This is a genomic window from Leifsonia sp. L25 (assembly GCF_050632895.1).
In genome coordinates this window covers 587,684-608,129 of record NZ_JBODRZ010000002.1, presented here as the reverse complement: position 1 = coordinate 608,129, position 20,446 = coordinate 587,684, and the positions used below count along the sequence as shown (strand labels likewise).

Annotated in this window: 17 protein-coding genes and 2 pseudogenes; 12 read left to right on the top strand and 7 right to left on the bottom strand. The window is 69.8% G+C overall.

The features are described 5' to 3' along the window. Positions 1–186 precede the first annotated feature (186 nt). On the bottom strand, positions 187–1,533 hold the full coding sequence (locus ACRAWC_RS03875; RefSeq protein ID WP_431346556.1) for an aminotransferase class III-fold pyridoxal phosphate-dependent enzyme: 1,347 nt from the start codon (positions 1,531–1,533) through the stop codon (positions 187–189). A gap of 65 nt (positions 1,534–1,598) precedes the next feature. Here ACRAWC_RS03875 and ACRAWC_RS03870 point away from each other — a divergent pair, with 65 nt between their 5' ends. From ACRAWC_RS03870 to ACRAWC_RS03850, 5 genes and pseudogenes are all read left to right on the top strand, one after another. After that, on the top strand, positions 1,599–2,576 hold the full coding sequence (locus tag ACRAWC_RS03870) for an FKBP-type peptidyl-prolyl cis-trans isomerase (RefSeq protein WP_431346555.1): 978 nt from the start codon (positions 1,599–1,601) through the stop codon (positions 2,574–2,576). Then, entirely contained in the window at positions 2,576–3,661 is a 1,086-nt protein-coding gene (dxr, locus tag ACRAWC_RS03865; RefSeq protein ID WP_431346554.1) for a 1-deoxy-D-xylulose-5-phosphate reductoisomerase, read from the top strand. The genes ACRAWC_RS03870 and dxr overlap by 1 nt, the downstream gene beginning before the upstream one ends. Before the next feature lie 129 nt (positions 3,662–3,790). After that, positions 3,791–5,121: pseudogene (locus tag ACRAWC_RS03860) on the top strand (M50 family metallopeptidase). Positions 5,122–5,207: 86 nt separating this feature from the next. Continuing rightward, positions 5,208–6,344: a flavodoxin-dependent (E)-4-hydroxy-3-methylbut-2-enyl-diphosphate synthase gene (ispG, locus tag ACRAWC_RS03855; RefSeq protein ID WP_431346579.1), complete on the top strand. Its 1,137-nt coding sequence runs from the start codon at positions 5,208–5,210 to the stop codon at positions 6,342–6,344. 53 nt (positions 6,345–6,397) lie between these two features. Next, positions 6,398–8,164, top strand: a complete 1,767-nt coding sequence (locus ACRAWC_RS03850; protein ID WP_431346553.1) for a proline--tRNA ligase — start codon at positions 6,398–6,400, stop codon at positions 8,162–8,164. Between the two features lie 34 nt (positions 8,165–8,198). Here the strand turns inward: ACRAWC_RS03850 and ACRAWC_RS03845 are convergent, their stop codons facing one another. The 3 genes and pseudogenes from ACRAWC_RS03845 to ACRAWC_RS03835 form a co-directional block, all read right to left on the bottom strand. Continuing rightward, a complete protein-coding gene (locus tag ACRAWC_RS03845) occupies positions 8,199–9,272 on the bottom strand; it encodes an FUSC family protein (RefSeq protein ID WP_431346552.1) in 1,074 nt (357 codons plus the stop codon). Between the two features lie 47 nt (positions 9,273–9,319). Continuing rightward, positions 9,320–10,414: a winged helix DNA-binding domain-containing protein gene (locus tag ACRAWC_RS03840; RefSeq protein ID WP_431346551.1), complete on the bottom strand. Its 1,095-nt coding sequence runs from the start codon at positions 10,412–10,414 to the stop codon at positions 9,320–9,322. Between the two features lie 42 nt (positions 10,415–10,456). After that, positions 10,457–11,478 (bottom strand): annotated as a pseudogene (locus ACRAWC_RS03835) (App1 family protein). 250 nt (positions 11,479–11,728) lie between these two features. On the opposite strand from ACRAWC_RS03835, the gene ACRAWC_RS03830 reads away from it, so the two are divergent. The 5 genes from ACRAWC_RS03830 to ACRAWC_RS03810 all read left to right on the top strand — a co-directional run bounded on the left by ACRAWC_RS03830 (position 11,729) and on the right by ACRAWC_RS03810 (position 15,855). Then, complete coding sequence (locus tag ACRAWC_RS03830; RefSeq protein ID WP_431346550.1) at positions 11,729–12,388, top strand: TetR/AcrR family transcriptional regulator; 660 nt, start codon at positions 11,729–11,731, stop codon at positions 12,386–12,388. A 170-nt stretch (positions 12,389–12,558) separates the two neighbouring features. Further along, positions 12,559–13,452, top strand: coding sequence for an ABC transporter ATP-binding protein (locus ACRAWC_RS03825; protein WP_431346549.1), 894 nt, complete (start codon positions 12,559–12,561; stop codon positions 13,450–13,452). Further along, on the top strand, positions 13,449–14,138 hold the full coding sequence (locus ACRAWC_RS03820) for an ABC transporter permease (protein ID WP_431346548.1): 690 nt from the start codon (positions 13,449–13,451) through the stop codon (positions 14,136–14,138). Before ACRAWC_RS03825 ends, ACRAWC_RS03820 begins: the two co-directional genes overlap by 4 nt. Further along, positions 14,135–14,887, top strand: coding sequence for an ABC transporter permease (locus tag ACRAWC_RS03815; RefSeq protein WP_431346547.1), 753 nt, complete (start codon positions 14,135–14,137; stop codon positions 14,885–14,887). The genes ACRAWC_RS03820 and ACRAWC_RS03815 overlap by 4 nt, the downstream gene beginning before the upstream one ends. A gap of 29 nt (positions 14,888–14,916) precedes the next feature. Next, complete coding sequence (locus ACRAWC_RS03810) at positions 14,917–15,855, top strand: ABC transporter substrate-binding protein (protein ID WP_431346546.1); 939 nt, start codon at positions 14,917–14,919, stop codon at positions 15,853–15,855. Positions 15,856–15,950: 95 nt separating this feature from the next. On the opposite strand, the gene ACRAWC_RS03805 is transcribed toward ACRAWC_RS03810, so the two are convergent. Genes ACRAWC_RS03805 through ACRAWC_RS03795 form a run of 3 tightly spaced genes read right to left on the bottom strand, consistent with a single transcriptional unit; the run spans position 15,951 to position 17,890 of the window. Further along, complete coding sequence (locus tag ACRAWC_RS03805) at positions 15,951–16,532, bottom strand: TetR/AcrR family transcriptional regulator (protein ID WP_431346545.1); 582 nt, start codon at positions 16,530–16,532, stop codon at positions 15,951–15,953. Positions 16,533–16,559: 27 nt separating this feature from the next. Next, positions 16,560–17,519, bottom strand: a complete 960-nt coding sequence (locus tag ACRAWC_RS03800) for a M56 family metallopeptidase (RefSeq protein ID WP_431346544.1) — start codon at positions 17,517–17,519, stop codon at positions 16,560–16,562. 5 nt (positions 17,520–17,524) lie between these two features. Then, entirely contained in the window at positions 17,525–17,890 is a 366-nt protein-coding gene (locus ACRAWC_RS03795; protein ID WP_431346543.1) for a BlaI/MecI/CopY family transcriptional regulator, read from the bottom strand. A 96-nt stretch (positions 17,891–17,986) separates the two neighbouring features. Between ACRAWC_RS03795 and ACRAWC_RS03790 the strand changes: the two genes are divergently transcribed. Beyond that, positions 17,987–19,399 (top strand): cytochrome ubiquinol oxidase subunit I, encoded by a 1,413-nt coding sequence (locus tag ACRAWC_RS03790; protein ID WP_431346542.1) that lies wholly within the window; start codon positions 17,987–17,989, stop codon positions 19,397–19,399. Positions 19,400–19,411: 12 nt separating this feature from the next. After that, positions 19,412–20,446 carry a cytochrome d ubiquinol oxidase subunit II gene (gene cydB / locus ACRAWC_RS03785; RefSeq protein ID WP_431346541.1) on the top strand — a complete coding sequence of 345 codons (1,035 nt, stop codon included), beginning with the start codon at positions 19,412–19,414 and terminating at the stop codon, positions 20,444–20,446.

Here is a 20,446-nt window from a genome sequence, read left to right as displayed (position 1 = left end):
CGCCGGGGTCGAACGCAGGCCGGGGCTTCGTCGCGACCGTCACCGCCGCTCCCGGGGCCGCGGCCCGCGCGTCCTCCGCGGGCGCGCCTCCGACGGCGGGCAGCGCCGCGAGGACCGCCGCGGTCACGAGGACCGCGGCGCCGAGCCGTCGGCGGGGGAGGCGCATGGGCTCCGTCTCCGGGCGGGTCAGCCGAGGCGGCCGAGCGCCTCTTCGATCACGGTGGCGGCGTCGTCGATCAGCTCCTCGCTGATGACGACCGAAGGCAAGAGCCGCAGGACGCTGTCCCAGCTGCCGGCATCCAGCGGGATGACCCCGTTGGCGGTCGCATGCGCGAGCACGGCCTTCAGTGCATCAGGGTTGGGTTTCTTCGTCCCGGGCACGACCAGCTCCACGCCGAACATCGCGCCGACGCCGCGGACCTCGCCGACGACGGGGAAGCGATCGGCCCAGTCTCCGATCCGCGCCCAGAGCGCCTTCTCGACGCGCTTCGCCTCGGCGAGCAGGTCCTCCTGCTCGAAGGCCTCGAAGACCGCGAGCGCTGCGGCGGTGGAGACCGGGTTGCCGCCGAACGTTCCGCCGATGCCGCCGGGCTGGACCGCATCCATGATCTCGGCGCGGCCGGTCACCGCTGCGAGCGGGAAACCGCCCGCGATGCCCTTGGCGGACGTGATCAGATCGGGGACGACGCCGTGGTGCTCGATCGAGTACCAGGTGCCGGTGCGGCCGATGCCGGCTTGGATCTCGTCGGCGACGAAGACGATGCCGTTCTCGGTGCAGTACTCCGAGAGGCGCGTGAAGTAGCCGGGCGCCGGGATGATGATGCCGCCGTCGCCCTGCACCGGCTCCACGAACAGCGCTGCCAGCTCGGTGGCTCCGATGTGCGTCTCGATGTAGTCGATGGTGCGGTCCGCGGCCTCCTCGCCCGTCATCCCCTCCGGGTCGCGGAACGGGTAGCTGATCGGGAGGCTGTAGATCTCGCCAGGGAACGGGCCCATGCCCGCGCGCTCCGGCCAGGGGCGGTAGGTCATCGCCATCGTCAGGTTGGTGCGGCCGTGGAAGGCGTGGTCGAGGGTCGCGATGGCGCGGCGGCCAGTGTACTTGCGAGCGATCTTGACCGCGTTCTCCACGGCCTCCGCGCCCGAGTTGACCAGGATGCTGTGCTTCTCGAAGTCGCCCGGCGTGATCTCGGCCAGCTTCTCGGCGACGCGCACGTAGTTCTCGTACGGCGTCACGGTGAAGAGCGTGTGGGTGAGCTTCGCGGCCTGCTCGGCCGCGGCAGCGGCGACGGCGGGGTGCGCGTGGCCGATGGTGGTCACACCGATGCCGCAGCCCAGGTCGATCAAGCGGTTGCCGTCGACGTCGACCAGGATCGCTCCCGAGCCGGACTCCATGTAGATGTTCGCGAGCGTCCCGGCGCCGCGGCTGACCGACGCGACGCGGCGCTGCTGCAGCTCCACCGAGCGCGGGCCGGGCAGCTCGGTGACGACGTGACGGGACTGAGGGACGGAGAAGTCGCGGGTCATGTCCTCCATCGTATGGGCGTTGTTCAGGCGTCCGTTCAGCGGGGACCTAGGTGGATGAGGCAGACTGGCTCCTCGTGCGCAGATCCCTCTCCGTCCTCACAGCCGCCCTCGTCGTCGCCGGCCTCGCCGCCTGCAGCTCCTCGTCGCCTTCTCCCACGGCGTCCAGCACCGCTGCGGCCGCGAGCTGCCAGAACGTGAAGTCGGGCTCGACCTCCGACTCCGTCAAAGTCTCCGGCGAATTCCACCAGACGCCGACGGTGACCTTCCCGACTCCGCTCAAGGTCACGGATCTCGAGCGCACCGTGGTGACGAAAGGCACCGGCAAGAAGATCGACGCGGGGGCGACCGCCGGACTCGCCCTTGCGGCATACGACGGCACCACGGGTAAAGAGCTCGCCGCGCCCGAGGGCTTCGGCACCCAGGCCGCAGTCGATGCGCCGGTCGACGACACGAAGTGGCTTCCGGGCTTCGTCCGCGGTGTCGAGTGCCTGAATGTCGGCTCGCGGGTCGTCGTGACCGCCACGGCCGAGCAGGCCTTCGGCAAGGCCTACTCCCAGCTGAACCTCAAGCAGAACGCCCCCGTCGTGCTGCTGGCCGACATCGTCAACATCCCGCCCAAGCTGCCCACCAAGGCGAACGGAACGGCCGTTCCTCCCACCCCGGGCTTCCCGACGGTGAAGCTCAGCAAGACGGGCGAGCCGACCATCACCATCCCGAAAGCCGACCCGCCGACGGAGACGCGGGTCGCTGAGCTGAAGAAGGGCTCGGGCGAGACCGTTCTGCCGGGCGACACGGTCACGGTTCAGTACAAGGGCGTGATCTGGCGGAACGGCCAGATGTTCGACTCCAGCTGGAGCCGGGGCCAGACGGCGTCGTTCAAGACGACGGAGGTCGTGAAGGGCTTCCAGAAGGCTCTCGAGGGCCAGACAGTCGGCTCGCAGGTCATCACGATCGTGCCGCCCGCCGACGGCTACGGCGCGGCCGGCCAGGGCGACATCAAGGGCACCGACACCATGGTCTTCGTGGTCGACATCCTCGGGACCACACGCTGATGGCGCCGCGCCGCGTCGTCATCCTCGGCTCGACCGGCTCGATCGGCACGCAGGCGCTCGACGTCATCGCGGCGAACCCCGACCGGTTCGACGTGGTCGGGCTCACCGCCGGGCGCAACGCCGACCTCCTCGCCGAGCAGGCGGAGCGGTTCGGCGTGCGCGACACGGCACTCGGCGCCGACGACGCGGTGCGGCTGATCCACTCGGTCGAGGCGGACGTGGTGCTCAACGGCATCACCGGCTCGGTCGGGCTCGGCCCGACGCTCGCGGCCCTGGAGACCGGGGCGATGCTCGCGCTCGCCAACAAGGAGTCGCTGATCGTCGGCGGCGCGCTGGTGAAGCAGGCCGCGGCCCCCGGCCAGCTCGTCCCGGTCGACTCGGAGCACTCGGCGCTCGCCCAGGCTCTGCGCTCCGGCACAGCCGACGAGGTGCGCCGGCTCGTGCTGACGGCGTCGGGAGGCCCCTTCCGCGGCCGCTCGCGCGACTCGCTCCGAGACGTCACGCCGGCCGAGGCGCTGGCGCACCCGACCTGGGACATGGGCCTGGTCGTGACGACCAACTCGGCGACCCTCGTCAACAAGGGTCTCGAGGTCATCGAGGCCCACCTGCTCTTCGACGTCCCCTACGACCGGATCGAGGTGACGGTGCACCCGCAGTCCGTCATCCACTCGATGGTGGAGTTCGTGGACGGCTCGACCATCGCGCAGGCGTCCCCGCCCGACATGCGCCTCCCGATCTCGCTCGGCCTCGGCTGGCCCGACCGGGTGCCGGGTATCGGTGCGCCGCTGGACTGGACGCAGGCGCACTCCTGGACGTTCGAGCCCCTCGACACCGAGGCGTTCCCCGCCGTGGCGCTCGCCAAGCGGGTCGGGACGGCGGGCGGCACGTACCCGGCGGTGTTCAACGCGGCCAACGAGCAGGCGGTCGCGGCCTTCCACGCCGGCGCGATCGGCTACCTGGACATCGTGGACACAGTGGAGCGTGTCGTGGACGAGCACGAGCCGTCCGGCGAGCTGACCCTGGAGTCGCTGGCGGAAGCCGAGCGCTGGGCGCGCGCGGCTGCCGACGCCCACCTGGCCGGCTGACCGTCGTCGAAGGGCACCTCAATGCCCTGAAACGCCGTTTCAAGGGCGTCTACGTGTCCCTCGACGAGGGTTGACGTGCACATAGGGTTCGTGGGGTTCGCTCCAAGGGTCCGCCGCTAGCCTGGGCATGTGGATTCCGTGCTCCTGTTCATCCTCGGCGTCGTCATCATCCTGGTGGGCGTCGCGCTCTCGATCGCGTTGCACGAGATCGGCCACCTGGTCCCCGCCAAGCTGTTCGGCGTGAAGGTCACCCAGTACATGATCGGATTCGGCCGCACGCTGTTCTCGGTCAAGCGCGGGGAGACGGAGTACGGCCTCAAGGCGATTCCGCTCGGCGGCTACATCTCGATGATCGGGATGTTCCCGCCCGGCAAGGAGGGCGGCAGCGGCCGCAACGCGACCACCGGCTTCATGCAGGCCATGGTGCAGGACGCCCGCAGCTCCAGCGCCGAGACGGTCGGGGAGGGCGAGGAGGGCCGCACCTTCTACCGCCTCCCGGTGTGGAAGCGCATCGTCATCATGTTCGGCGGGCCGTTCATGAACCTGCTGATCGCGGTGGTGCTGTTCGGGGTGCTGCTGATGGGGTTCGGGACGGCGCAGGCATCGACGACCATCGGGTCGGTCAGTCAGTGCGTGCAGCCCACTACGAGCACTTCCCAGACCTGCGGCGCCGACGCGAAGCAGGCTCCCGCCGCCGCGGCAGGGCTGAAGCCCGGCGACACCATCGTCAGTATCGACGGGACGAAGATCAGCTCGTGGAAACAGGCGACGGTCATCATCCGAGACTCCGCGGACGTGCCGCTGAGGGTCGTGGTCCGACGTGACGGGCAGGACCGCACGATGGTCCTCACCCCGATGACGAACACAGTCGCCAGGCTCGACGCGAACGGGCAGGCGATCAAGGCCGCCGACGGCAGCATGGAGACCGTGAAGGCCGGCTTCGTCGGCATCGGAGCCGAGGAGAAGCTCGTCCCGCAGCCCATCACCTCCGTCCTCCCCGCCGTGGGCGCGCAGACCTCAGCGGTCGTCGGCGTCGTCATCCACCTGCCGCAGCGCATGGTGGACGTCTGGAACGCCGCCTTCGGCTCCGCGCCGCGCGACCCGAACGGCCCGCTCAGCCTGGTCGGGGTCGGCCGCGCGGCGGGGAGTTGACCGCGCTCAACGGCGTGCCGGTGGTGGACAAGGTCTACTCGATGATCGGCATCCTCGCGTCGCTGAACATCGCGCTGTTCGTCTTCAACCTCATCCCGCTGCTGCCGCTCGACGGCGGGCACATCGCGGGTGCTCTCTGGGAGGGCTTCCGCCGGTCGATCGCGAAGCTGTTCAAGCGGCGCGACCCGGGGCCTGTGGACATGGCCAAGCTGATGCCCCTGACGATGGCCGTGGTCGTCGTGCTGGGCGGCATGAGCCTGCTGCTGATGTACGCGGACATCGTCAAGCCGGTCAACCTGTTCGGCTGACGCGGGCGGGGGCTCCACTCACCCGACGCCCAGGAGGTTCCCACCGGGCCGCGTAGGATTGTCGGGTGGCAGCAATCAATCTGGGGATGCCCAAGGTCCCCGAGACCCTCGCACCCCGTCGCAAGTCCCGCCAGATCCGTGTCGGAAAGGTCCTGGTCGGCGGCGACGCCCCGGTCAGCGTCCAGTCGATGTGCACGACGCCGACGACGAACATCAACGCGACCCTCCAGCAGATCGCCGAGCTGACGGCCTCCGGCTGCGACATCGTCCGGGTCGCCGTGCCGAGCCGGGACGACGCCGAGGCGCTGCCGATCATCGCCAAGAAGAGCCAGATCCCGGTCATCGCCGACATCCACTTCCAGCCCAACTACGTCTATGCGGCGATCGACGCCGGCTGCGCGGCCGTGCGGGTGAACCCGGGCAACATCCGCAAGTTCGACGACCAGGTCGGAAAGATCGCGGCCTACGCCAAGGCCGCGGGCGTCTCGCTGCGCATCGGCGTCAACGCGGGCTCGCTCGAGCCGAGCCTCCTGCAGAAGTACGGCAAGCCGACCGCGGAGGCGCTGGTCGAGAGCGCCGTCTGGGAGGCCAGCCTCTTCGAGGAGCACGACTTCCACGACTTCAAGATCTCGGTCAAGCACAACGACCCGATCGTGATGGTGAAGGCGTACCGCCAGCTCGCCGAGCGAGGCGACTGGCCCCTCCACCTCGGCGTGACGGAGGCCGGCCCGGCGTTCCAGGGCACCATCAAGTCCGCGACCGCGTTCGGCATCCTGCTGTCGGAGGGCATCGGCGACACCATCCGCGTCTCGTTGTCCGCGCCGCCGGCCGAGGAGGTGAAGGTGGGCCTGCAGATCCTGCAGTCGCTCAACCTCCGCGAGCGCAAGCTGGAGATCGTCTCCTGCCCGAGCTGCGGCCGCGCCCAGGTCGACGTCTACACCCTCGCCGACAGCGTCACGGAGGGCCTGCAGGGCATGAGCGTGCCGCTGCGCGTCGCGGTCATGGGCTGCGTCGTCAACGGCCCGGGCGAGGCCCGCGAGGCCGACCTCGGCGTCGCCAGCGGCAACGGCAAGGGCCAGATCTTCGTCAAGGGCGAGGTCATCAAGACCGTGCCGGAGGCCGAGATCGTGGCGACGCTCATCGAGGAGGCGAACCGCATCGCCGCCGAGATGGAGGACGCCCAGGTCGCCTCCGGCGCGCCGACGGTCACCGTCGGTCACTAGCGCCCGCCGCCGGTGCGGGAAGGCCACCTCCACCGCACCACTAACATGGAACGGTGCCTACTCGCCTGACGAACTACTTCCTCCGCACCCTCCGTGAAGACCCCTCCGACGCGGAGGTGACCAGCCACAAGCTCCTCGTGCGCGCCGGTTACATCCGCCGCCAGGCGCCGGGCATCTTCGCGTGGCTGCCGCTGGGGCTGCGGGTGAAGGCGCGGATCGAGCAGATCATCCGCGAGGAGATGACGGCCGCGGGCGCCCACGAGGTGCACTTCCCCGCCCTGCTGCCGCGCGAACCCTACGAGGCGACCGGCCGCTGGGAGGAGTACGGCGACGGGATCTTCCGGCTCAAGGACCGCAAGGACGCCGACTACCTGCTCGCGCCCACGCACGAGGAGGTCTTCACCCTGCTGGTCAAGGACCTCTATTCGTCGTACAAGGACCTGCCGCTGTCGATCTACCAGATCCAGGACAAGTACCGCGATGAGGCGCGTCCCCGGGCCGGCCTGCTGCGCGGGCGCGAGTTCACCATGAAGGACGCGTACTCCTTCGACTACACCGACGCGGGCCTCGACACCAGCTACATGGCGCAGCGCGACGCCTACGAGCGCATCTTCGGCCGCCTCGGCCTCGACTACGTGATCGTGCAGGCCGACGCCGGCGCGATGGGCGGTTCCCGCAGCGAGGAGTTCCTGCACCCCACCCCGGTCGGCGAGGACACCTTCGTGCGCTCGGCGGGCGGCTACGCGGCCAACGTGGAGGCCTTCACCACGCTCGTGCCGCCCACACGCGGCTACGAGAAGCTGACGCCGCAGGAGGTGCTCGACACCCCGAACACGCCCACCATCCAGACCCTGGTCGACGTCGCGAACGAGAAGCACCCGCGCCCGGACGGCCGCGCCTGGACCGCCGCGGACACGCTCAAGAACGTCGTCCTGGCGCTCACCCACCTGGACGGCACGCGCGAGCTCGTCGTCGTCGGCCTGCCCGGCGACCGGGAAGTCGATCTGAAGCGCGCCGAGGTGGCCTTCGCGCCCGCGGAGGTGGACGCCGCGACCGAGGACGACTTCCGCACGCATCCCGGCCTGGTGAAGGGCTACATCGGCCCCTGGTCGGCCGAGGGCCCTGTGCTCGGCGAGGAGGCTTCGACCGGCATCCGCTATGTCGTCGACCCGCGGGTGGTCGACGGCTCGGGCTGGATCACCGGGGCGAACGTCCACGGCAAGCATGTCTTCGGACTGGTCGCCGGCCGCGACTTCGCCTGGGACGGCACCGTGGAGGTCGCCGAGGTGAAGCCGGGCGACGCCGCTCCGGACGGCTCCGGTCCCGTCGAGCTGGCGCGCGGCATGGAGATCGGCCACGTCTTCCAGCTCGGCCGCAAGTACGCCGAGGCGCTGGGCCTGAAGGTGCTGGACGAGAACGGCAAGCTCGTCACGGTGACGATGGGCTCCTACGGCATCGGCGTCACGCGCATCCTGGCGATCATCGCCGAGGAGAACAACGACGACAAGGGCCTGGTCTGGCCGGCGGCGGTCGCGCCGTTCGACGTGCACGTGGTGGCCGCGGGCCGCGACGCCGTCGCGTTCGAGGTGGCCGAGCAGGCCGCCGCAGAGCTGGAGGCCGCCGGCCTCGAGGTGCTGCTGGACGACCGTCCCAAGGTGTCGCCGGGTGTGAAGTTCGGCGACGCCGAGCTCATCGGCATCCCGCGCGTGCTCGTCGCCGGCCGCGGCGCCGGCGACGGCGAGGTCGAGCTGTGGGACCGCCGGACCGGCGAGCGGTCGACGCTTCCGCTCGCGGAGGCGGTGGCGGCGCTGACCGCCTGAGGACTCTCCGACGCCGCCTGCCGCGCTTCGCGGTTCAGGCGGCGTCGTCGTCCCCGGTGATCTCCGCGTGGATGCGGCGGAGGTCCTCCATGAGCGAGCCGATCAGCACCCAGTGCCGCGGGTTCGGGGTGCTGATGACGAGCGGCGCTGTGAGGACGGGAATTCCCGCCGTCTCCGTGCCGGGCTCCTCGACGGGCGCGTCCGGGTCGCGCGACAGCAGCCGCAGGTCGTGGGCGGAGCGCTCCAGCTCGTCCGCGATCGCCGCGATGGTCGGCTCGTCGGCGAGGCTGTCGTCGTAGTGGTCGTGGAACGCCCGGGTCATGCCGAGCGAGCGCGTGATCAGCGGCCGCAACCGCGCGAAGAGCTGCTGGTCGTGCTCCAGGACGACCCGGTGCTTGGACTGGCGGGGATTGAGCGTGAGGCTCTCGTCGGCCGAGGTCAGCGCGGCCTCCGCCTTCTTCTCCATCGGACGCAGCAGGCGCGCCTCGATGAGCAGCGCGTCCCGCTCGCCGGATGTCGGCCGGCTGGTCAGGGCGACGGCGAGCCGGTCGAGCGTCGACGCGATCTCGCGGCCGAGGTCGAGGACGGCGGTGCGGGCCGGCCCGGTGAGCACCGGCGGGACGATCGCGATGTTGACGATGACGCCGATCGCCGCGCCGAGCACGGTCTCCACGATGCGGGCGACGGCGTACTCCGGGTTGGTCGCGCCGAGCGAGAGGACGAGCATGACGCTGATCGGGATCTGGTTCGCTGTGCCCGGCGTCAGCTTGAGCGCCCACGAGATGACGAGGGACGCGACGATGGCGACCAGGACGATCCAGGTGTTCGCCCCGAACAGCAGGCCGACCACGTAGGCGATGACGACGCCGAGGATCACCCCGAGCGAGCGCTCGACGGCGCGGCCGACCGACTGGTTCACGCTCGGCTGCACGACGAGCAGGGCCGCGATCGTCGCGAACACCGGGAGCTCGCCGGGGAAGAGCAGCGCGGCGACGCCCCACGAGATGATCATCGCGGTAGCGGTCTTGGCCACCTGCAGGAACGGGAGCCGCGTCGTCGTCCGGATGTTCGCGGGGAGGGTGAGGGGAACCCGGAACTTCGAACGCACAGCTCCAGCGTAGCCGGACGCCATGACCCCGGGATTCCCCGCGCGACTCAGGAGGCGTAGCGCCGGTACGCCTCCGACGCGCGCTCGGCGGCCCGCTCCTGCCCGGCCGTGAGCGGCGCGAACGACTGGATGTCCACCGCGCCGCGACCCTCCGTGCCGGCTGCGGCCTTCCCGCGTCGCCAGGTTCCCACCACGCGCCCCCGGGCCACCACGATCGGCTGGAACACACCGTTGCCGCCGGGGACGATCCGCTGGAAGTGCTCGTCGTCGAGCACGAGGTCGCGCTGCTGGTACCCGAGCAGGTACTCGTCGAAGGCGGGAAGGAGGTGCACGGCCTCCCGCTCCCGCCGCGATTGCGCGAGCCCTGCGGCCCGGTCGGCCAGCTCGGCCGTCAGCAGGTACTCGACGCCGTCGACCTCCAGCGCGGTGATCGCGTCGCCGAGGACCGCGCGGGCGGTCTTCGCGCCGGCGACCGTGCCTTTGGTCCACCAGACGAAGTCCCGCACGGTCGCCGGGCCGTGGCCGCGGAGGTACCGGAGCAGGAACTCACCCCACGCCTCGTCCGGTTCGAGCCGGCGGGACTGCGGCGCCCACTCGTCCAGCAGCACCAGGGCCTGCTGCGTGCGGAGGGCCGGCCCCCAGCAGATCAGCCCGGTCTGCGCCAGGTAGTAGATGAGGTGGTAACCGCGCTGGCCGGCCGTCGCGATGCCGTTCGCCTCCCACAGCTCCATCAGTTCGGCACGGCCGATGCTCGCGCCGCCGGCGAGGGTCTCGGTGGCCACATCGCGCGCGCGGACGAAGTCGGGCGTGTCCAGCTCGAGCTGTTTGTGCCGGGCGGCCAGGCCCGCGATCATCCGGCCGGTGGTGATCCCGAGCATCCAGCGGAGGTCCTCCGGCGGGACGAAGTGCAGTGTGCCGCGCATCGGCCACGACCGCACGATGCGTCCGGCGTCGAGGTCGGCCAGCACGTCGGCCCGGGTGACGCCGCCCGTGCGCACGCCCAGTGCCCAGGATCCTGCGGCGAAGTCCTGCGCCTGCACGGCGAGCATCCTGCGCGCGACGTCGGCGGGGGTGGCCTCGCGGTCGCCGTCGATCGCGTGGGCGAGGCGGCGCAGGCGCAGCAGGTCGGCGCGGGAGGTCATGGACCCAGTCTGGCGCAGACCGCCGTCACGGGCGGCGCCCGCTCACGGAAGGAGGTCGTGCTCTTTCAGCTGGTCGCTCAGTCCCGCGCCGTCGGGGGCGTACATCCACGGCGCGCCGGAGATCTCGCTGTGCTTCTCCGCTTTCGAGCGGCCGCCGGCCAGCACCGCCTCGCTGTTGGAGAGCTGCCGGATGGCGACGCCCGCCACGTTGCCCGGGTGCTCCCTGGCGAAATCGCTGTAGAGCCCCTCGTCGTGCTGTCCGTCGTCGCCGATGAGCAACCACTTCAGCCCGGGGAACTCGTCGGCCAGCCGGGCGAGGCTGACGCGCTTGTGCTCGCGGCCCGAGCGGAAGAACCGGTCGTGGGTGGGCCCCCAGTCCGTGAGGAGCAGCGGCCCAGCGGGTAACAGGTTGCGCGAGAGGAAGCGCGTGAGGGTCGGCGCGACGTTCCAGGCGCCGGTGGAGAGGTAGATGACCGGGGCGCCGGGGTGCGCCGCGGAGAGCCGTTCCAGCAGCACGGCCATGCCGGGGTGGGGACGCGCGCGTGCTCGTCCAGCACGAAGGTGTTCCAGGCGGCGAGCAGGGGCCGGGGGAGCGCGGTGACCATCACGGTGTCGTCCACGTCGGAGATGATTCCGAAGGTGGCCTTGGGGTCGACGATGTAGACCGGCGCCTCGAACACGCGCGGGGACTCCGGCGTCGTGAGCTTCACGGTGTGCCATCCCGGTGCGAGCTGGACCGGGAGGACCGTGTCGATGACGCCGCCGCGGTCCGGCCGGACGACGTGGTGCGCGCCGTCGACCTGCACCGTGACGGCGACGTCGCCGACCGGGACGCTGATGAACGATCGCCAGCCGCGGATGGACTCCTCGCGCTTGCGGTGCTTGCGCTCGGCGCGGCTGCCCGGGCGCGGCTCCTTCGCCAGCACGACCCGGCCGAGGATGCGCACCCAGGTGGGCGAGCCGTAGCCGGTGTACGGGACGACGGTCGCCAGGAAGCCGTGCTTGCGCGCGCGGCGGGCACGGAATTCGTGGAAGGCGTCCTCGATGCGCGCCGCACGGTGCATGATCGGGTCGACGCTCGTGCTGCGCTTGGCCGGGTCAACAGTCATAGAGACACCAGTTTCTCACGGAGTGAAGGTTCGCTCAGACGCAGCCCCCAGATCTGGGGTGAGGATTCTTCGGTGTGTCGGAGGAAATTCCCCAGCAAAGGTGAGATTTCCACAATATGATCCCGATAGCGCGACGGAATGGACCGTCGCCGGGCTGGGGACCCGCACGCGTATCGTGGAGAAAGAGAAAGAAGGAGTCGCCCTCGTGCCCATCAACGACCTGGTCGCCGCACAGAACACCGCCGGAGCGCCGCTCGTACGGACGGAGCCGATCCAGGAGCGCAGCGCCGCCCGGATCGACGCCCTCCTCGACGCCGCCGCGGAGGTGGTGGACGAGATCGGATTCGACCGCCTGACGACCGCGATGGTCGCCGAGCGCGCCGGCGCGTCCATCGGCACGGTCTACCGGTACTTCCCGGACCGCATCGTCCTGCTGCAGGCGCTGCGCGACCGCGCGCTGCTGCGCTACCGGCACTCCGTGGTCGCGGCCATCCACGCCGAGAGCCCCGAACACTGGTGGAACGCCGTGGAGTGCGCGATCGACGCGTTCGTCGCGATGTTCCGCACCGAGCCGGGCTTCCGCATCATCCGCTTCACCGACGCCGAGCGCTCCGGCCTGCCCGGCGAGGAGGAGCCGGAGCAGACGGCGTCGTTCGCGTCGCAGTTCGCCTCGATCCTGTCGGAGGAGTACGGCCTCCCCGCGGGCGAGGACCTCGCCTTCCGGCTGGAGATCGTCGTGGAGATCATGGACGGCCTGATCAACCGGGCCTTCCTCGACGACCCGATGGGAGACTCCCGCTACATCGACGAGGCGCGCGTCGTGGCCCGCGAGTACCTGGAGCGGCGGTACGACCCGAAGAGCTGAGGCTCTTCGGGGAATGTCGGCGGTATGGGACAGGGTTGTCTCATGGTGACTGGGTTTCCTGCCACAAACCGACCCAATTCGTTGCGCATTGAGCAAAACGCTGTTTGGGTGGATTCGATGGCCCCGAAATCAGAGACCACCCCGTCCCGTCAACCGAGAGCTGAGGACCGATGATCGAGTTCCGCTCCGTGACGAAACGGTTCCCGGACGGGACCGTCGCGGTGGACGACTTCTCCCTGGTCGTCCCGTCCCGCCAGATCACGGTGCTCGTCGGCTCGTCCGGCAGCGGCAAGACCACGATCCTGCGCATGGTCAACCGCATGGTCGACCCGACCAGCGGCACTGTGTCGATCGACGGCGAGAACGTGCAGAGCCTGAAACCGGTGCACCTGCGCAGGCGCATCGGCTACGTCATGCAGAATTCGGGGCTGCTGCCGCACCGCAAGGTCGTGGACAACATCGCGACAGTGCCGCTGCTCACCGGCGTCAAGCGGAAGGCCGCGCACGAGCGCGCGCTGGAGCTCATGGACACGGTCGGCCTGGAGCGCTCGCTGGCGGACAAGTACCCCAGCCAGCTCTCGGGAGGCCAGCAGCAGCGCGTCGGGGTGGCCCGCGGGCTCGCGGTCGACCCCAACATCCTGCTGATGGACGAGCCGTTCGGCGCCGTCGACCCGATCGTGCGCGACGACCTGCAGAACGAACTGCTGCGACTGCAGCGCGAACTGGGCAAGACTGTGCTGTTCGTGACGCACGACATCGACGAGGCGTTCCGGCTGGGGGATCAGGTGGTGATCTTCCGCAAGGGCGGGATCGTCGCCCAGCAGGGCACGCCGGCCGAGATCCTCGCGCAGCCGGCCGACGACTTCGTGTCGTCGTTCGTGGGCGCCGACCGGGGCAAGCGCGCCCTCCACATCGAGCGGACGCGGACCGGCTCCGTGCTGGTCGACAGCGAGGGGCGCACCGCCGGTGTGCTCAGCGCGGACGACTCCGCTGCTTCCGACGAAGCAAAGGCCGCGACCGTTTCGGTCGCGGGTGCCGCGGCGCAGGGTGAGGAACCGACGTGAGCTTCTTGTGGTCGAACCTCGGCCAGGTCTGGAATCTCACGGTCTCCCACGTGTGGTTGAGCGCTATCCCGATCGTCGTCGGCTTCCTGCTGTCGCTTCCGATCGGCTGGCTTGCGAACCGCTCGCGCGTCAGCCGCCCCGTGCTCCTGACGCTCGGCGGGATCCTGTACGCGATCCCGTCGCTGCCGCTGTTCTTCGCCATGCCGGCCCTGATCGGCACGAAGATCCTCGACCCGGCGAACGTCGTCGTGGCGCTGAGCATCTACGCCGTCGCGCTGATGGTGCGCACGACGGCCGACGCGCTCGACTCCGTGCCGGGTGACGTGGTCCAGTCGGCCACAGCGGTCGGTTTCTCCGGCTGGCGGCGCTTCTGGACGGTGGAGCTCCCGCTCGCCGGCCCGGTGCTCCTGGCCGGACTCCGCGTCGTCTCGGTGTCCACCGTGAGCCTGGTGAGCGTCGGTGCGCTGCTCGGCGTGCCGAACCTCGGCCAGCTCTTCACGGACGGCCTCAACCGGTACTACCCCGAAGAGGTCGCGGTCGGCATCGTCATGATCATGGTGGTCGCACTCGTGTTCGATCTCGTGCTGGTGCTGCTCGGGCGGCTGCTGCTGCCGTGGTCGCGGCTGGACAAGCGCACGGGCCGGCTCCGCCGCTCCGCCGCGATGAAGGCGGTGACCGGCGCATGACCGATTTCGTCGCGGCCTTCGGCTGGCTCTTCGACCCGGTGAACTGGGCGGGGCCCGGTGGCATCCCCGCACGCACAGGCGAGCACATCCTGTACACCCTGCTGACGCTCCTGCTCGCCGCCGTGATCGCGCTGCCGATCGGCTTCGCGATCGGGCACACCGGGCGCCTCCGCGGGCTCGCGGTCGGCGCCTCGGGCGCCCTGCGCGCCCTGCCGACGCTGGGTCTGGTGGTCTACCTCGCGCTGATCATGGCGAACATCACGATCCTGCCCCCGCTGATCGCGCTGACCATCCTCGCCATCCCGCCGCTGCTCGCCGGCGCGTACTCGGGCCTGGAGTCGGTGAACCGCAGCACGATCGACGCCGCGCGCGCCGTCGGGATGACCGAGTGGCAGATCTTCGCCAAGGTGGAGCTGCCGCTGTCGCTTCCCCTCGTCATCGGCGGCATCCGCTCCGGCGCGCTCCAGGTGATCGCGACGTGGACGGTGGCCGCCATCCTCCCGGTCGGCGGCCTCGGCCGGTTCCTGTTCGACGGGCTGGCGGTGCAGAACTATCCCGAGATGCTCGGCGGTTCGATCATCGTGGTCGTGCTCGCGCTCGTCGTCGACGGTCTGTTCGCGCTGACTCAGAAGCTCGTCGTGCCGCGCGGCGTCACCGCCGGCAAGGTCCGCGCCGACCGGGCCGGCGAGCCGCGGCGCACGTTCGCGTTCCCGCGCCCGGGCGACAGCCCGTCCCCTGACTCACAGTGACCCATCGCACACAGAAGAGAGAGAATCACATGTTCGGATCCAAGAAGGGCCGCATCGCGGCCGGTGTGCTCGCGGCGGGGGCGCTCATCGCCCTCAGCGCGTGCTCGTCCGGCGGCGGCGGCGCGTTCAATACCAGCAGCAGTGGCAGCGGCTCCTCGAGCGACAGCATCACCGTCGGATCCGCCGCGTTCGGCGAGAACGAGATCCTGATGCAGATCTACGGCCAGGCCCTCGCCGCCAACGGCGTCAAGGTCAGCTACAAGCCGAGCATCGGCCAGCGCGACGTCTACCTCAAGGCGCTCCAGGACGGCTCGATCGACCTGGTCCCGGAGTACTCCGGCAACCTGCTGCAGTTCTACAACAAGACCAGCACGGCGTCCTCGAGCGCAGACGTCTACGCCGCGCTCAACGACGCCCTGCCCAAGGGCTTCGAGGTGCTCGACCAGGCCAAGGCGCAAGACGCCGACGCCTACAACGTCACCAAGGAGTTCTCGGACAAGTACAAGGTCACCAGCCTGGAGGACCTCAAGAAGGTCACCGTGCCGCTGACCGTGGGCGCCAATCCCGAGTTCGGCACCCGGCCGTACGGCATCCCGGGTCTCAAGTCGACCTACGGCGTGACGGCGTCGCTCACCCCGATCAGCGACTCGGGCGGCCCGCTGACCGTCGCGGCGCTGAAGAACGGCAGCGTTCAGCTGGCGGACATCTACACCACCACCCCGGCCATCAAGGACAACGGGTTCGTCGTGCTCAAGGACCCGAAGAACCTGATCGCCGCGCAGAACATCGTGCCGCTGATCAACAGCAAGAAGGCCTCCGACAAGGTCAAGTCGGTGCTCAACAAGGTCTCGGCCGAGCTGACCACGGACGACCTGATCACGATGAACAGCGAGAACCAGGGCGCCAGCAAGACCCAGCCGGACGCCGTGGCGAAGAAGTGGCTGCAGGAGCACCCGATCAAGATGTGAGCGGCTGACGGGGAGGGCGACCTCCTCACGACTCCGCGTGCGGCGGCTCGGGCGACCGGGCCGCCGCCTTCGTCTGTCCGGACTCTGCCGCTGAACTAGGCGGTGCGGATCAGCGACCAGAACGCCTCGATCGCATCGGCCATGTCGGCGGACGGATCGAGCATCCACTGCACCTGCATCCCGTCTGCGACAGCCACCGCGAGGCGCGCGAGCATGCGCGCGTCCACGCCTGCGCTTACCCGCCCCGCCTCCTGCTCGGAGCAGATGGACTGCTCCAGACCGCCGACGATCTGCCGGTAGCGGGACACGAAGTAGTCGTGGCCGGGGTGGTCGGGGTCGGCCGCCTCCGCCGAGATGGTCGCGTAGAGCTGGACGAGGCCCGGCACCTGGGCGTTGTGCCGAATGACGCCGACGAGGCCGTCGAACGCGTCCGACCAGTCGGTGGAGAGGTCGCCGCCTGCTGCGTCCACCTCGTCGCGCTTGCGCAGCACCTCGGCGAACAGCTCCTCCTTGGAGGAGAAGTGGTGCAGGAGGCCGGCCTGGCTGAGCCCGACCGACTCGGCGATCTCGCGCAGCGACGCTTTGCGGTAGCCCTTCGCGGCGAACACCTCGAGGGCCCGGTCGAGGATCTCCTCGCGTTTGGCGATTCCCTTGGCGTATCCCCGCTTCTCCGGCATGATCCCAGGCTAGTGGGCGACGGCGGCTCAGCTCGTCAGCACGAGCACCGGCGGCACCACGACGAGCAGGGCTGCAGCGACCACGACCAGGAGCCGGACGCCCGGCCCGACCGTGCGGTGGCCGGTGGTGAGGCGCTCCTCGCGCGCCACCAGGGCCGACCGTCGTTGCTCGGGTGTGCGCGGATCCTTCGGGGCGCCGAGGGCGGCGCCGGCCGAACCGGTCGCGTCGACGATGCGGATGGCCTCCGCCAGCACAGGGTCGCCGGAGGTGCGCCGGGCGGTGTCGTCGGCCAGCATCTCCACCAGGATCGCCACAGCGTCCTGTGCGCGCGTGGCGATCGGGAACCACGGAAGCGCGCGCTTCCAGGACCGGAACGCGTCGAGCAGCAGATGGTGCTTCTGGCGCAGGTGGGCGCGCTCGTGGGCGATCACGGCTTCCAGCTGCTCGGGGGTGAGCAGCTCGATCATCCCCTCCGACAGCACGGTGACGCTGCGCGCGCCGGGGAGGCAGTAGGCCGCCGGCGCCGGGTGGTCGATGACCCGGGTGGCCGGCACGTCGGGCAGGGGCGCGCTGAGCAGGCGCAGCAGCTCCATGTGCCGGTGCCGCTGACTGCGGCTGCGCACCGAGGTGAGCGCGAGGTTCAGGACCAGGTGGGCCGTCAGCAGCACGGCGGCGCTGAGGAAGAAGGTGTGCAGGAGCGAGACGCCGGCGGGGAGCGGTCCGCTGAAGAGGGTGGCGGCCGCGCCGGCGATCCGGCTGGGGAGGTCGTAGCCGAACGGCTGGAGTCCGGCGAGCAGCAGCGAGCCGATCATCGAGATTCCGCCGGCCAAGGCGATCGACTGCCACAGGGCCAGAGCGAGGCCGGGTGCGGCGGACGGCCACGTGGCGCGCGCCAGCAGCAGCGGCACCGGCCAGGCCAGGGCGACCGCGAGGACGCCGAGCAGGATGGCGGTCGAGTCGACGGGCATCCCGGTCAGCGCAGTCATTCCAGTCAGTTACGGGCGTCGAGCAGCCGGCGGAGCATCGCCGCCTCGGACTCGTCGACCGAGCCGACGAAGTAGGCGAGGGCCTCCGTGCGGTCCGTGGAGGTCTCCAGGACTTCGCGCATCAGGTCGGCGACGTGGTTCGCGCGGGTGAGGGTGGCGAAGTAGAGGTGGGGGCGCGCGTCGCGGTCGCGGTCGACGAACCCCTTCTGCTCGAGGCGGGAGAGCACCGTGAGCACGGTGGTGAGCGCCGGGGTCTTGCCGCCGTCACGGGAGGCCGCTAGCTTGTCGCGCAACTCGTTGGCGGTGATCGGGGCCTCGCCCGCCCAGAGGGCGTCCATCACCGCGCGTTCGAGTTCTCCGAGATTGGCCACGGATCCAGGGTAGCGCGACAAGGCTGTGAATGTTCTACACTCTGTAGAAGTAGTCTTCTACACGCTGTAGAACAACGACCGGAAGGGTGGGGCTGCGTGAACGAGATCCTCGATCCGCTGCTGCTGGCGCGCTGGCAGTTCGGACTGACGACGATTTACCACTTCCTGTTCGTTCCGCTCACCATCGGCCTCGTCACCGTCGTCGCGATCTTCCAGACCGCCTGGTACCGCAGCGGCAAGGTCCACTACCTCCAGCTCACCCACTTCTTCGGCAAGCTCTTCCTGATCAACTTCGCGATGGGCGTCGTGACCGGCATCGTGCAGGAGTTCCAATTCGGCATGAACTGGTCGAACTACTCCCGGTTCGTCGGCGACGTCTTCGGCGCGCCGCTCGCGCTGGAGGGACTGCTCGCGTTCTTCCTCGAGGCCACGTTCATCGGATTGTGGATCTTCGGCTGGGACAAGCTGCCCCGCGGCGTCCACCTCGCCTGCATCTGGATCACCGCGGTCGGCTCCATCCTGTCGGCCTATTTCATCCTCGCGGCCAACGCGTTCATGCAGCACCCGGTCGGCTACACGCTCAACCACACCCGCGGCCGGGCAGAACTCACCGACCTCTGGGCGGTGCTGACGAACAAGGTCGCGCTGGCCGCGTTCCCGCACACGATCTTCGGCTGCTTCATGGTCTCGGCCGGCCTCGTCATCGCCGTCGCGGCCTGGCACCTCTCGCGCACCAGGAACCTGGAGACCATGCGCCCCGCACTGAAGTTCGGCCTCTGGATGATGGTCGTCGCCGGCATCGGCAGCGTCGTCAGCGGTGACCAGCTCGGCCTCGCGATGGTGCAGACGCAGCCGATGAAGATGGCCGCGGCGGAGGCGCTCTACAAGACCTCCACAGGCGCGGACGCGTCGTTCTCGATCTTCACGCTCGGCACGCCGGACGGCGTCCACGAACTGTTCTCGATCCGGATCCCGTACCTGCTGTCGTTCCTCTCGACGCACACGCTCACCGGGACGGTCGAGGGCATCAACGACCTCAACGCGCACTACCAGCAGCTCTACGGCCCCGGCGACTACACCCCGATCATCTGGGTCACCTACTGGGCGTTCCGGTGGATGATCGGCCTCGGCCTCCTGCACGTCCTGGTCGCCGTCGTCGGCCTGTGGTTCACCCGCAAGGGCAGGACGCCGCCGTGGGCGTGGATGTGGAAGGTCGCGATCTGGGCCATGCCGCTCTCGCTGGCAGCGATGATCGTCGGCTGGATCTTCACCGAGATGGGCAGGCAGCCCTGGCTCGTGTTCGGCCTGATGAAGACCCAGGACGGCGTCTCGCCGGGCACGACAGGGCTGGAGGTCCTGATCTCCCTGCTCGCCTTCACCGCGGTCTACGGCACGCTCGCCGTGGTCGAGTTCAAGCTGATCAAGCGCGCGGCCCAGAAGGGACCGGCCCCCGCCGAGGAGCACCTCGACGACGCGGGCAACCACGTCCCGGTCGCAACGGTCTATTAGGAGCACATCGACATGGATCTCGCAGTCCTCTGGTTCGGCATCATCGCGTTCTTCTTCATCGGCTACTTCGTGCTCGACGGGTTCGACTTCGGCGTCGGGATGTCGCTGCCGTTCCTCGGCAGGGATGAGACCGACCGTCGCGTGCTCATCAACACCATCGGCCCGGTCTGGGACCTCAACGAGACCTGGCTGATCGTGGCCGGCGCCGCACTCTTCGCGGCCTTCCCGGAGTGGTATGCGACGCTGTTCAGCGGGTTCTACCTGGCGCTGCTGCTCATCCTGCTGGCGCTGATCCTGCGCGGGGTGTCGTTCGAATACCGGCACCAGCGGCCGGAGTCGCAGTGGAAGCGCTGGTTCGACGGGATGATCGTCGCCGGCTCCGCCGTGCCGGCGTTCCTCTGGGGCGTCGCGTTCGCGAACATCGTGCAGGGCGTCGCCCTCGACCACGGTCACAACTACACCGGGACGCTGTTCGACCTCCTGAACGGGTACGCCCTCCTCGGCGGGCTGACCACCCTGCTGCTGTTCTTCACGCACGGCGTCGTCTTCGTGTCCCTCAAGACCGACGGGGAGATCCGGGCGCGGGCGCGCACGTTGGCGACGCGGTCGGGGGTGCTCACGATCGTGGTGGCCGCGGCCTTCCTGGGCTGGACCGTGATCGCGCACTTCTCGCTCGCGCTGCTCGTGCTCGCCGCTCTGGCTGCGGTCGCCCTGGTGGTGTCGTGGATCCTCAACCTGCGCGGGGCGGAGGGCTGGTCGTTCGCGTTCATGGCGGTGACGATCGCGTTGGCGGTGGTTTCGCTGTTCGCGGCGCTCTTCCCGGACGTGATGCCATCGTCCCCGAACCCGCAGAACAGTCTGACCATCGCCAACGCCTCCAGCACGGACACGACGCTGTCGATCATGACCTGGGTCGCGGTGATCTTCCTTCCGCTGATCCTGGCCTACCAGGCGTTCACCTACTGGGTGTTCCGCAAGCGGGTGACGCGCGCGAGCATCCCGGGGGAGCCGGCGGCCCCCGCCGACCCCGAACCGGTGGCCGCCTGA